The organism is Catenulispora sp. EB89 (assembly GCF_041261445.1).
Taxonomy (GTDB): Bacteria; Actinomycetota; Actinomycetes; order Streptomycetales; family Catenulisporaceae; genus Catenulispora.
Map to the genome: position 1 here is coordinate 32,618 of NZ_JBGCCU010000029.1, position 12,843 is coordinate 45,460.

At 69.9% G+C, this 12,843-nt stretch carries 11 protein-coding genes; 7 read left to right on the top strand and 4 right to left on the bottom strand.

Going from position 1 to position 12,843, the window contains the following annotated elements; genetic code table 11:
• Positions 1-73: 73 nt before the first annotated feature.
• From ABH920_RS41215 to ABH920_RS41230, 4 genes are all read right to left on the bottom strand, one after another.
• Positions 74-1,450: a cytochrome P450 gene (locus tag ABH920_RS41215; RefSeq protein WP_370354756.1), complete on the bottom strand. Its 1,377-nt coding sequence runs from the start codon at positions 1,448-1,450 to the stop codon at positions 74-76.
• A 2-nt stretch (positions 1,451-1,452) separates the two neighbouring features.
• Complete coding sequence (locus ABH920_RS41220) at positions 1,453-2,361, bottom strand: DUF1702 family protein (RefSeq protein WP_370354847.1); 909 nt, start codon at positions 2,359-2,361, stop codon at positions 1,453-1,455.
• Between the two features lie 65 nt (positions 2,362-2,426).
• Positions 2,427-3,452, bottom strand: a complete 1,026-nt coding sequence (locus ABH920_RS41225) for a DUF1702 family protein (protein ID WP_370354757.1) — start codon at positions 3,450-3,452, stop codon at positions 2,427-2,429.
• Between the two features lie 148 nt (positions 3,453-3,600).
• Positions 3,601-4,257, bottom strand: a complete 657-nt coding sequence (locus tag ABH920_RS41230; protein WP_370354758.1) for a TetR-like C-terminal domain-containing protein — start codon at positions 4,255-4,257, stop codon at positions 3,601-3,603.
• A gap of 173 nt (positions 4,258-4,430) precedes the next feature.
• Here ABH920_RS41230 and ABH920_RS41235 point away from each other — a divergent pair, with 173 nt between their 5' ends.
• From ABH920_RS41235 to ABH920_RS41265, 7 genes are all read left to right on the top strand, one after another.
• The gene (locus ABH920_RS41235) at positions 4,431-5,807 is read left to right on the top strand and encodes a carotenoid oxygenase family protein (RefSeq protein WP_370354759.1); all 1,377 of its coding nucleotides are present in this window, start codon (positions 4,431-4,433) and stop codon (positions 5,805-5,807) included.
• Between the two features lie 796 nt (positions 5,808-6,603).
• Positions 6,604-7,458, top strand: a complete 855-nt coding sequence (locus tag ABH920_RS41240) for a helix-turn-helix transcriptional regulator (protein WP_370354760.1) — start codon at positions 6,604-6,606, stop codon at positions 7,456-7,458.
• A gap of 106 nt (positions 7,459-7,564) precedes the next feature.
• Positions 7,565-9,238, top strand: coding sequence for an MFS transporter (locus ABH920_RS41245; RefSeq protein WP_370354761.1), 1,674 nt, complete (start codon positions 7,565-7,567; stop codon positions 9,236-9,238).
• Between the two features lie 390 nt (positions 9,239-9,628).
• Entirely contained in the window at positions 9,629-10,477 is an 849-nt protein-coding gene (locus tag ABH920_RS41250; RefSeq protein WP_370354762.1) for an SDR family NAD(P)-dependent oxidoreductase, read from the top strand.
• Between the two features lie 5 nt (positions 10,478-10,482).
• The gene (locus tag ABH920_RS41255; protein ID WP_370354763.1) at positions 10,483-11,067 is read left to right on the top strand and encodes a TetR/AcrR family transcriptional regulator; all 585 of its coding nucleotides are present in this window, start codon (positions 10,483-10,485) and stop codon (positions 11,065-11,067) included.
• A 256-nt stretch (positions 11,068-11,323) separates the two neighbouring features.
• Complete coding sequence (locus tag ABH920_RS41260) at positions 11,324-11,662, top strand: hypothetical protein (RefSeq protein WP_370354764.1); 339 nt, start codon at positions 11,324-11,326, stop codon at positions 11,660-11,662.
• A gap of 143 nt (positions 11,663-11,805) precedes the next feature.
• Entirely contained in the window at positions 11,806-12,747 is a 942-nt protein-coding gene (locus ABH920_RS41265) for a hypothetical protein (protein ID WP_370354765.1), read from the top strand.
• Positions 12,748-12,843: the final 96 nt, after the last annotated feature.

Below are 12,843 nucleotides of genomic sequence, written 5' to 3' on the forward strand. Positions count from 1 at the left end.
CCGACGACGATGGCCGAAGGAATCGGTATGGCCGGCGTTTTTTCTACGGCTTCGCGCCGCCCGGGCAGGAGCCCTACCGCGCCGCTGCCACCGTCATCGGCAGCCCACCGCGCACCCGCAGCGACAACATCGGTTCCGCCACCACCCGATACCCCGCCTCGGTCGACAGCCGCAGCTCGCGCGCCACCATCGCCAAGACGAAAGCCGCCTCCATCATCCCCAGGTTGTTCCCGACGCAGAACCGCGGCCCCGCGCCGAACGGGATGTACGCGTACCGCGGCCGGTCATGCGTCACGTCCGGATCGAACCGCTCCGGATCGAACCGCGTCGGCTCGTCCCAGAACGCCGGATGCCGGTGCATCGTGTACGGACACACCACCACGTCTGACCCCGCCCGCACCTGGTACCCGCCGATGTCGTCGCCGCCCTGCGCGATCCGCCCCAGCATCCACACCGGCGGATACAGCCGCATCGCCTCCTCGATGACCATCGACGTGTACTTCAACGCGTGCAGGTCCTCGAACGTCGGCAGCCGGTCGCCGAGCACTGCGTTCGCCTCGGCGTGCACCCGCTCCCACGCCCACGGGTTCTCGTGCAGCAGGTTGAACGTCCAACTCAGGGTGCTGGCAGTCGTCTCGTGCCCGGCCAGCAGCAGCGTCACCAGCTCGTCGCGCATCCGCAGGTCACGTACCCGCGGATCGGACTCCGCGCGCGTGCTCAGGATGAGCCGCGACAACACGTCGTCCCCGGCCGTCCCCTGCGGCCGCGCGTCCCGCTCGGCGGCCAGCGCGTTCACCACCACCTGCAGCTCCCGGCGCGCGCGCCGGAACCGCATCTGCTTGGGCAGCGGTACCCACATCGGCACCATGCTCAGCGTGACGACTTCGAACATCGCCTGGTCCTGCATGGCCTGGAACGCCGCGCTGATCCCGCCGTGCGCGCCGAGGTCGGCGTCCAGCAGCGTCCGGCCCAGCACCCCCAGCGTCAGCCCGGTCATCTCCTTCATGACGTCGACCGGCCCGTGCCCGATGTGCGCCCGCAGCCGTGCCACCAGCGCCGCGGCCTCCTCGGCCACCGCCGGCGCCTGCTGCGCGATCCGCTTGGCCTGGAAGCCCGGCTGGATCGCCTTGCGCTGCTTGCGCCACAGGTCGCCCTCGCTGGTGAGCAGCCCGTCGCCGAGCGCCCGCCGGGCCTGCACCAGGCCGATGCCCTTGTGGTAGTTGCCGGCGTTGTCGGCCAGGACGTGCTTGGCGTAGTCGGGGTGGTTCACGAAGTACAGCGTCTTGGGCCCGATGGCGATGCGGACGGCGTCGCCGTAGCCGTCGGCGGCCGTGCTCATCAGCGCCAGCCGGTCGGACATCAGTTTCCTGACAAGGCCGGGGGTCTGCCGGCGCGGCGGCCCGGGCCAGAGCTTGGCCGAAGGCGACGGTGCCAGGTTCGTGGCGGTCATGGCTAGCTCCTCGTACGGGCCGCGACGGCGTCGGAGATCTGCTGACGCCAGACCTCGTACGCCGGAAGCGCGCCCTCGTCACCGGTCGGCCGCGCCTTCTGGCACAGCTCCGCGGCCTCGCGCGGCGTCATCCCGCAGAAGACTTCGAGCGCGAGTTCGGTATGCGGGACAACGAGATCGGCCTCGTACCGCGCCGTCGCGGCGAACGCAGCACCCTGAGCCACCTGCGGCTGGTACGCACCCGAGCGGTGCCAGAACCTGCGCAGCTCCACCTCTTCGACGCCGCCGGCGTAGGTCGCGGCCAGGCCGGCCCCGGCGTACAGGTCGGGGCGGCGCTCGGCGGCGAAGCCGTCGAAGGTCTCGACCACCAGATCCGGATCGGTCCCGCAGACGAACCACATCGCGCGGCCGATGCCCTGGTCGATGGCGCGCGGCGCGTACCAGGCGTGCTCGCCGCCCGGCCACGGGAACGCCGACTCGCGGTACTGCTGCCGGACGTAGCGCTCGGTCTTGAAGTACGCCTGGTGGAAGCCGTAGCCGTCCAGGACCAGCCAGCGCATCAGCGGATCCGCGCACGTGAAGCCGCGCCACCGGAAGCGGGGCAGGCGCGCCATCGCCCAGCCCATCCCGACCCACGCCATGTACTCGTGGTGCTTGGCGCGGCCGGTGAGGAAGTCGGCGAAGTGCTTGGAGCCGCCGATCGGCATGCCGTCGCGGATGGCGTAGCCCATGCCCGCGCCCTCGTAGGCGAAGCCGCGGAAGCGGACCGGGATCTGCTCCAGGCCGGCCTCGGCGTCGGCGACGGTCTTGGCCTCGGCGGCGTGCGCGTAGCCGGTGAGGAAGACCTCGCCGACGCGCTCCAGCAAGGCGGCCGAGTCGGCGTTCTTGATGTGGAACCCGCGCTCGGACATCAGCACGGCTTTGGTGTTCGGGGTCAGGACGCGGCGCCGAAGCGTCCGCAGAGTGCCGGCCACGGTCAGTTCCTTTCCAGGCGGCGGATGCCGTCGGCGGTGCGGATGACCGCGGCGGCGGTGAAGTGGTCGCGGATGCGTTGACGCCACTGTTCGTAGGCCGGCGTGGCGGAGGTGCCGGCGCTGTAGGGGACCTCGGTGCGGTCGGCGAGGTCGACCACCTGCTCGACCGACAGGTCGGTGAGGACTTTCGCGGCGGCCTCGGTGTGCTCCGGGACGTGACCGGAGAAGTGCCGGCCCTTGACGGCCAGCACCGCCCCCAGCGCCACTTCGGCGCGGTGCTCGCCGGCCCCGGCCAGCAGCACACCGAGGTCGTCCGCTTCGCAGCCCCCTGCGAACACCGCGGCCAGACCGACCCCGCTGAACAGGTCGGCGTGGCGCCGCGGAGCGAAACGCCGTACGGCCGCCACGGTCTCGAGCGGGTCGCCGCCGTGGATGAACCACAGCGCCCGGCCGATCCCGAAATCGACGGCGCGCAGGAAGTAGTCGGGGGACCCGTCCCACGGGTAGGGCTTGGGGACGTGCTGCCTTTCCACCCACTTGCGGGTCTTGAAGTAGGCCAGGTCGAATCCGTAGCCGTCGACCGCGAACCAGCTCATCGTCGGGTAGAACGCCGAGCCGGTCAGGTCCGGCATGACGGTGCGCCACAACGGCCGAGGCAGATGCGACATGGCGAAGCCGATGCCTATGTACGTCAGGAAGATGTGCGGCTGTCCCGAACCCATGAGCAGGCTCTGTGCCCGCCGGCCCCGGCCGCCGGCCATCGCGTCGCGGATCGTGTAGGCCATCGCGGCGCCCTCATACGCGAAGCCGCGCACCTCGACGTCGACGAGCCGCAGCCGCTGCTCCAACTCGCCGAGCGTCCGGGTCTCGATGCCCCACTCGAACCCGCAGACCACCGACTGCGGAATGGCTTCCAGCTGTTCGGTGGCCGCGGTGGCCGCGGCGGGGAAGCCCCGTTTCCGGAACCCCACCTTCGCGAACGACGGAGTGAGCGCGAGACGCCGCAAGGTTCCCAGCAGGGCCGCCATAGTGTCCTTGTCTCCCGGATGCCGGCGCGGCGCCGGGGATCGGTGGCCGCGGTGCGGAATCGGTCTTTTTCAGGATGCTGCTATGGGGACGGTGCGGGCTTCTCCTGGCGTGCGGGTCGGTGATGAGGTTGTTGCGGTGGTGTTTCCGTCAGTGACCCTGGACCGAAGCGCGCCGCTCCCACGCCACCCGCATCGACTCCTTCGCCGCGTCCGGATCGTCCCCGGCCTCCCGCATCAGTCCCCGAACCTGCGCCTCGAAACAGGTGTCCGCGTCATACGGCTCGGTCAGATACCCCCCGAGCTCCAGGGTCACCAGCCCGTGCAGCGCGATCCACATCCGGTGCGCGGCGAGCTGGGCGTCCCCCTCGTTGAACCGGCCGGCCCGGATGGACCGCTCGACCGCGTCGACGAGGATGGCCAGGGTGTAGCGGCCGTGGCTGCGGTCCTCGTCGGTCAGCGAGAACCCGACGAGCGTCGAGCCGCCGAACATCACCGCGTACAGATGGCTGTGCTCCAGGGCGTTCTCGCGGTAGGCCATGCCGAGCTCGGCGACATCGGCCACCGGATCCTCGGACGCGCCGACCGCGCCCATGCGGCCGGCCAGGTGCCGGAAGCCCTCGTGCACCAGCGCGCGCACCAGGTCGTCCATGCCGCTGAAGCGGGTGTACACGGCCATGGTCGAGGTGCCGACCGCGGCGGCCAGGCGGCGGGTGCTCAGGGCCGAGGGCCCCTCTTCGGCCAACAGGCGCGCCGCGGCTTCCAGCAGGTTCGCGCCGAGTTCGGGGTCGGCCTGGCGCGGGCTCATCGGATACGTCCGGGGGCGGCCGGGGCGAAAAGGGCAGCGTTCATCGAAGTACGGGTCCGCCGATCGGATCGAGGCGAATAAGGGTCCGCACTCATCTTGACCGACGCCCGCGATCGGGGGAAGATGCAGACATAACATCGTTATGTAACGCTGATATCGATCGAGGCCCGACGATGACCGGAACCCCAACCCTCGTCCCGGCCGGTCCGCTCGGCGGCTACCGGCCGGTCGCCGACGAGCTCAGCGTCTTCGACCTCGAAGTCGCAGGCCGGCTGCCGGCCGAGCTCGACGGCACCCTGCTGCGTATCGGCCCGAATCCGCTGAGCGCCCCGAACGTTGTGCACGCCCCGGATCCGGTGCGCGGCCACGCCTTCGCCGGCGACGCGATGGTCCACGGCGTCCGCATCCGGGCCGGCCGCGCCGAGTGGTACCGCAACCGGTGGATCCGCACCGACCGGGTCTGCCGCGCCCTCGGCACGCTGCCGACGCCCGGCCCCCGGCGCGGCCTGTCCGACAACGCGAACGACAACATCCTGCGACACGCGGGCCGCACCCTCGCGCTCGGCGACGGCGGCGTGCTGCCGGTCGAGCTGTGCCCGGAGCTGACCACGATCGCGCGCTCGGACCTCGACGAGACGCTGCCGGACGGCCTGTGCGCGCACCCGGAGCGCGACATGGTCACCGGCGAGCTCTACGCCGTGGCCTACCAGCCGGGACGCGGGTACGTGCAGTACCTAACCATCGACGTCGCGGGCCGCGTCCGGCGCTGCGAGCCGATCGAGCTCGGCCACACGCCGATGATGCACGCGTTCTCCCTGACCGACCGCCAGGCCGTGCTCTACGACCTGCCGGTGGTCTACAACGCCGCCGCCGCGGCCGCCGGCAGCCGCGTCCCCTACGCCTGGGACGACCGCGTCGCCGCGCGCCTGGGCGTGCTGCCCCGCGACGGTTCCGGCGCCGACGTCCGCTGGATCGACGTCGAACCCTGCTACGTCTTCCACCCGGTGAACGCCTACGAGTCCTACGGCCGGGTGGTCGTCGACGTCGTCCGGCACGACCGCGTCTTCGACGCCGACCGCCTCAGCCCGGCCGAGTCCCGGCCGACCCTGTGGCGCTGGGTTCTGGACCCCGAGCGCGGCACCGTGGTCGAGGACCGGCAGCTCGATGACACCATCGTGGAGTTCCCGGGTATGGACGAGCGCTTCAAGGGCTTGGCGCACCGCTACGCCTTCGCGGTGTCGATGCGGCCCGGCTCCGGCGGCGTCCTGGCCGGACCGGCGCTGGTCCGGCACGACCTGCTGACCGGCGGGACCGACGTCCACCGGTTCGGCCCCGGCCGCCTGACCGGCGAACCGGCCTTCATCCCGCGCGCCCCGGACGCCCCCGAGGCCGACGGCTGGCTGCTCAGCTTCGTCTACGACGCCGCCGACGACCGCAGCGACCTGGTGGTACTGGACACCGCGGACTTCACCGGCCCGCCGGTCGCCGAGATCCGGCTGCCGGTGCGCGTGCCGCACGGCTTCCACGCCGGATGGATCACAGCGCGCTGATTCGCCTGCTGATCCATCAGTGATCCACTCGTTCTCGGTGCTGCTGTGCCGCCGGCGGGAAAGCACCGGGGAAGGTGCGCCCGCCATTAGTGCGCGCAATCCGGAAGATGTCAGGGTCCGCTCATCCGGGTGAGGGTGGACTGCTGACAAGCCAGTCCGGCGCCTGGCAGCCATCGGGTTTCCGGCACCGGGTGGCGCCAATCGCCGAGGGCGACGGGAGCCGATGAGATCTTTCTGGCAAAAGAGCGGAGCGTAATCGCCAGTCGTTGCCCGGTCTTCGGCTCCGGTGGCGTACTCATCCCAAAGGACACCTTTAGACGCAGCTGTCGCATCCGGAATTCATCGCCTGGCCTGACTCTCATGCGCCAGGATGCCCCTATTGCGGGGTTGCTCAGAGTTCGTATAAGCTTCCGCGCAACGGGAGTAACGGGTGTGCAATGGCATTTTGCGTGTCTGCCGCTTTTCTGGTGGCAGGTTGATCTGCCGTTTAGGCGGCAAGAGAAGATCAAGGACGGATCATGTCGTTACGGTGATCCACACCATCGGGCCTGTTTTTCTCAGCCTTCGGTGGATCGCGCCCGCTGTCGGCCAGGAGCGGACGCGTGCCGCCGGACGGCCTTTTGGAGGGCGGTGGTGCGACACCGCCTGACCCCGGGGCTGGGGCTGGGAAATATGCAAGGTGGCGGGATTCGGGTTCTCCATCCGGTCCCGCCGCGGGCATTGCCACCGGGTTCGATGGCCGGCGAGGAAAGGCGCGCGACGCCTGGCCAGCTCATCCTTTCAGGGGAGACGAACCATGCAACCGGCGGTGGAACGCGCCATCGAAGTCATGTGGGACCGGTACAACGAACCGCTGACGCTGTCGGAGATGGCCGCGGCGGCGAGTCTGAGCCGATTCCACTTCTCCAGAGTCTTCCGGTCCTTGACCGGGACATCGCCCTGCCGATTCCTGGCGGCAGTGCGGCTGGCGAAGGCCAAGAACATCCTCCTGCAGTCCTCCAGGAACGTCACCGACATCGCCTACGAGGTGGGGTACAACAGCCTGGGCACCTTCACCAGCCGTTTCACCAAGAGCGTGGGCGTCTCGCCGGCGCGCTACCGGCAGCTGTCCCGGTCCGGCATGCCGGTTCCGCTGCCCGCCGTCGTCCCCGGCGCCCGCGGTGTGGTGCGCGGGCTGGTGGGCCTGCCGGCCACTGCCGCGCCGCTGCGGATCTACATCGGCGCCTTCGACAGCCCCATCGCGCAGGGCATGCCAGTGGCCTGCGACGTCCTGGACGCGCCCGGGCCGTTCCGGCTCGACGACGTGCCCGACGGCGCCTGGTTCATCCGGGCCGCCGCGGTCGGGCTGCGCGACGTCGATCCGCGGCCGTGGATTCGCAGGCCCCTGTTCGTCGGCTCGGTCGAACCGCTGCACATGCGGCGGGACAAGAGCGTCGACCTCGACCTGGAACTGCATCCGCTGGGGCTTCTCGACCTGCCGGTGCTGGTCGCGCTGCCGGAGTTGGACGGGGCGGCGCTGCCGGAGGTCGCGCAGTACGTGGTACCGGGTCGCCCGGTCGCGGCGGGGCAGTCCGTCGCGCCGCGTGCTTCGCGCACCGATCGGCCGGCTCGCGCGGCGGTGGAACTGCTCACGTCCCCGCACTGCGCCTGACAGATTTGATTTTTCCACCAGAAAGCGCACGTTGGGAGAAGCCGTACGTTTAGCAGGGATCGACTATATGTGGCGACTTTCCGACTGCTATTGAAGGAGCCGCCGCGTGCGCCGAACCCCGCCGACCGAGACCGTCCCGAGTGAACGCGCGTCGTGGGCACGCGGTTTCGAGCATCCGATCGCCTTCTGGTCGGGCGCCCTGTGCTGTACCGCGGGAGTGCTGCTCCACCTGCCGATGTACTACAGCGCCCGGGACATGGGCTACCACCTCAAGGGGATGGCGCCGGATCCCGCCATGATCATCGGTATGGTGCTGATCGGGATCGGACTGGTCGCCGCCCTCTACGGCGTCCTGCCGGGCGATCGCGCCGGACTGCGGCGGTCGGTGACGCGGGTGCGGGTGCAGGCGCTGGACGACGCTCCGATCCGGCGCCAGCACGTGGCGCTGCTGGCGGTGATGGCGGTGGCGGTGACCATCGACGTCATGAAGCCCACGTCGCTGGGGTTTGTGGTCCCCGGCTTCGCCAAGGAGTACGGCCTGAAGGCTCCCGGGAACCCGCACGGGCATCCGGCCGCCGCCTGGCTGCCGCTGGTCGGGATCAGCGGCACCGTGCTGGGCTCGCTGGTGTGGGGGTCGTTCGCGGACTGGGCCGGCCGGCGGGCCTCGATCATGTACGCGGGGCTGTTGTTCGTGACGACGTCCATCTGCGGCGCGATGCCGGGGTTCCAGTGGAACCTGCTGATGTGCCTGATGATGGGGATCGCGGCCGGCGGGATGCTGCCGATCACCTTCGCCCTGATGGCCGAGACGATCCCGGCCCGCCATCGCGGCGGGCTGATGGTCCTGATCGGCGGGGAGATCGCGCTGGCCTACGTCATCACCAGCTGGCTGGCGGCCAAGCTGGTGCCGCACTACAGCTGGCGCATCCTGTGGCTGATCGGGATCCCGACCGGGGTGCTGCTGCTGGTGTTGAACCACTGGATCCCGGAGTCGCCGCGGTATCTGATCGCGCGGGGCCGGCGGGCCGAAGCCGAGGCGATCATGGCTCGGTACGGTGCACGGGAGGTACAGGGTCCTGACACCCCCGAGGCCGGCACGGTCCCCGCGCGCGCCGGCTACGCCACGCTGCTGCGTCGGCCGTTCCTGGGACCGACCGGCGCGATCACGGTGCTGGGGCTCGGCGTCGGCCTGGTGACGTACGGCTTCCAGCTGTGGGTCCCGACGAACCTGCAGCGGATCGGCTACTCGGCGGTCAACTCGGCCTACGTGGTGCGCAACGCCGCACTGATCGGGCTGCCGCTGACGGTACTGATGGCGTGGCTGTACGACCGGTTCGGCGGACGCAGGTCGATCGCGGTGTCGTCGGCGGCCACGGCGGCGGCGATGGCCGGGTTCGTGATCGGCGGGGATTCCCTGGCGCACCACCGGATGGTGCTGTCGTTGCTGCTGATCGTGCCCCTGTCGGCGGTGAGCTCGGTGGTCGCGATGGTCGCGGCGTACGCCTCCGAGCTGTACCCGACGCGGATCCGGGCACGCGGGACCGGCCTGGCCGCCGGCATGACGAAGGCCGGTGGCGTGCTGATCCTGGCGGTGGTGGTCAGCGAGCCGAACGTGCCCGGGATCCGCACCACGGCGTTGATCGGGGCGATCCCGTTGGTGATCGCCGCGGTGTGCTTCCTGGTCACCGGTCCCGAGACCCGGCGGCGGGGGCTGGAGGACATCACCCGGGACCTGGGTGGGGTCGGGCTGGAGTTGGACCCGGTCGCGGCGGCGGAGTAGGGGGCGCTGTTGGCCTGTGTGTGGGTGTGACAGGTGCGGTTTTTTTGTGGGTTTTAAGAGCTTTTTACGGCTTCGCCTAAGGTTTGGTGACCTCGCAGGGGGACGCAGTTCGGTGGCGTGCCTGGCGTCGCGTTGGCGGCCGGCGGGTGATGCTGGACACGACCGCGCGTGGTCGTGGACACGGACAACCGCCGGCCGCCAGCGCAACCGCACCCGCCACACCCACCGCACCCACCGCACCCACACATCAAGCAGGAGCGCCGAGTAAGTCGGCAAGCGCAAGTCAGAATAAATCACCGTCCGCGCGCGGCGACATAGTGGAAGGCGGCGGCGCTGGTCGCTTGCGGCGTCAGTCCACTGACGCCAGGGCACTGAGGAAGGGAACCTCTGATGACGCCTTCGCGTGCGACTCTGATCACCGGCTGCTCCAGCGGCATCGGCCGGGCCGCGGCGCTGCGTCTGCACCGGGCCGGGCTCCCGGTCTACGCGACCGGGCGCGACCCCGAGGCCCTGGCCCCGCTCGCCGAGCTCGGCATCAGCACCCTGCGGCTGGATGTGACGGACGAGGCGTCGGCCGACGCCGTGGTCAAGCGGATCGTCGAGGACCACGGTGCGGTCGGCGTGCTGGTGAACAACGCCGGCAGCGGGGTGCACGGGGCGGTGGAGGAGGTGGCGCTGGACAGTGTGCGGGAGTCGTTCGAGACGAACCTGTTCGGTGCGCTGCGGCTGACGCAGATGGTGCTGCCGGGCATGCGGGAGCAGGGATCGGGGCGGATCGTGAACGTCTCCTCGATCCTGGGGCGCTTCTCGCCGCCCGGCGGCGCGCTGTACCACGCGACCAAGCACGCGCTGGAGGCGTACAGCGACTCGCTGCGGATGGAGGTGGCGCAGTTCGGCGTCGGGGTGTCGCTGATCGAGCCGGCGACCGTGCGCACACAGTTCTTCGCCACCGCGCTGATGCAGTTCGCGGGCCGTCCCGAGTCGCCCTACCAGGAGTTCTACGACGACCTGGCGACCTGGGCCATCGCAGTGCACGAAGGACGCACCTCGGCTGGGCGCTTCGCGGTACCGCCGGAGAAGGTCGCCGCCGCCATCGAGCGTGCGGCGACCGCTCGCCGGCCCAAAGCCCGCTATCCGGTCGGCCCGCTGGCCCGCGCCGCCCTGGCCATGCGCCGCCTCCTGCCGGACCCCGCCTTCGACACCTTCGTGGCCCGCCAGTTCCCCGCCCCGAAGCGCTGACCGCGATGCCCGCCTACCGCTCCTCGTACCACTACGGCAACCTCCGAGCCGCCCTCACCGACGCCGCCCTGGACCTCGCACGCCACGGCGGCCCCGCAGCCGTGACGGTTCGCGGCGTCGCGCGCAGCGTGGGCGTGACCCCGCCGGCCGCCTACCGCCACTTCGCGGAGGCGGAGGAACTCCTGACGGCCACGAGGGACAGGGCCCTGACGCTCCTCGCGGAGGGAGTGGACGCTGCCATCGGCAGTGTTCCGGCGGGCTGCGGGGGAGCGGAGGGTGCGGTGGCGGCCGCATCCCTCCGGGCGGTCGCAGAGGCCTACATCGGCTTCGCGAAGTCCCAACCGGGCCTGTTCGCCATGGCGTGCCACGGCAGCGCGCAGACTGTCAGGACCCTCATCACCGGCTGCCTCGACCCGTTCCTCGACGCGCTGTCGGCGCACAGCCCCGGCATGGTGTTCGCGCTGTGGTCGGCGGTCCACGCGCTGGCCGTCCTCGCTGCCGAGGGTGCGGTGTACGACGTGTCGCCAGATGAGGTTTTGGACACGGTGTTGGGCTGGATCGCCGCGTCGGGACGCTTGTCAGTGCCCTAAGTAACCTCTTTAGAAGAGTTTTGAAATAGTGGTGTGACCTGAGTCACGCCATGGCGGGCACCGATTCTCGGCATTCCAGCAGAAAACGGGCGATCAATCGCTCAAGGTGTCGCTGTCAAATCGGGCATAGTTCGCCATTCCCCACCGTCACTCCCGGTAGCGATCTTGACGCTCTCGGCTGTCGCGATCACGATGACGTCTTGTGGTCGTCGGCACGCATCAGAGTGCTGACAAATGCCTACCAGAGGAGTCACAAGTGAGTGCACGCAAGAGGTTCGCCGCAGCCGCCATGATCACGGGGATCATCGCCGGCGGTGTCGCGCTGGCCGCCCCGGCCAACGCCATCCAGGTGGCCGGCTGCAACAACAACACGTCGAACCTGGTCGCCACCAACGGAGTCTGTTTCGGCTTCGCGGACCCGGGCGCCATGAACCCGCACCTGAACAACATCTACCAGGCCGACGGCGGTGTGATGAGCGGCTATGTCAGGGGCACCGACGGCCTTCAGCACACCTTCAGCGTCGGTGGCTCTGACAACTTCCAGGCCACCACCATCACCGAGATGTGCATCCAGCCGTCTTCCGAGTGCTGGTGAAACGTGGTGGGCACCGGGTCTAGCGGTGCCCACCACCGCTCACATTGAAGCACGCTGGTTCAGCCGCGCGGTATGGGCCGCCGCGCGGCCTTTCTTCATCCTCCGCACCTTCACCCCCCCGGCCGAATGAGGAGTTATCGGCAATGGCTTCGAACGCTAAGTGGCCCGCGGCGGCCGTCACCGTAGCCCTCATCGTCCTCGGCTCCGCGTGCTCGTCGGCGTCCGGCGGGCAGTCGCTTCCCGCGCTCGGCACGGTCCCGGCCGTGACGTCGTCGACGCAGCTGAGCCGCCCGATCGACGCGTACCTGGCGCAGGCCGACGACGTCAAACAGTACGAGAAGGCGCAGGACGTCCTGGCGGACGCGTGCATGAAGACGTTCGGCCTGTCCGGACTACCCACCGTCGACATCGGGCTCGACGAAGCGGCGGCGAAGCGGAACACGTCCACCGCTCTCTACGGCTACTTCGACACGGCCGCCGACCCTTCGAAGGGCTACGACCGGGTCTCCGTCGACGACCCGAGCACGCCGCAGAGCCGGCCGAACATGAGCGCGGTCCAGGAAGTCGAGTACGGCAGAGACTCCACCACCGGTGAGCTCGCGACCGCCTACCAGGGAAGGCCGATCCCCGCCGGCGGATGCCAGAAATCCGCGGCCCAGGAGATCGGCAGTCCGCGACCCGCCCTGTTCGTCCAAGCGCTTCCCGCTGGAGGGCCGCAGGTCCCCACCACCGATCCCCGCCTCACCGCGGCCAACAGCCAATGGTCGAGCTGCATGGCGAAGCAGGGCTTCCAGTACGCCTCACCGGAGGCCGCGTTCCTCGACCCGAAGTGGGCCCCGCCGCCCGGCGCGAGCACGGCCGTGGTGAAGCAGTTCACGCACACGCCCGCCGAGGTGGCGACGACGAAGGCGGATATCGGCTGCAAGATCTCCACGGGCTACATGGGGACGGTGGTGGCCCTGGAATCAGCCTACGACGATCAGTACATCGCCAAGTACGGCAGCCAGCTGTCCACGCTGAAGGCGGACCTGGCCGGCCTGCGGAAGAAGGCCGCCCAGATCATCACCTCGGACCGGAACGGCTGAGAGCCGCGTGTGCGGACCCATATATATAGGAGAACGCTTATATAGGAGAACGGTCCCGGCTCGCCGAAGCGCACCGGGACCGCCACCGCTAGGAAC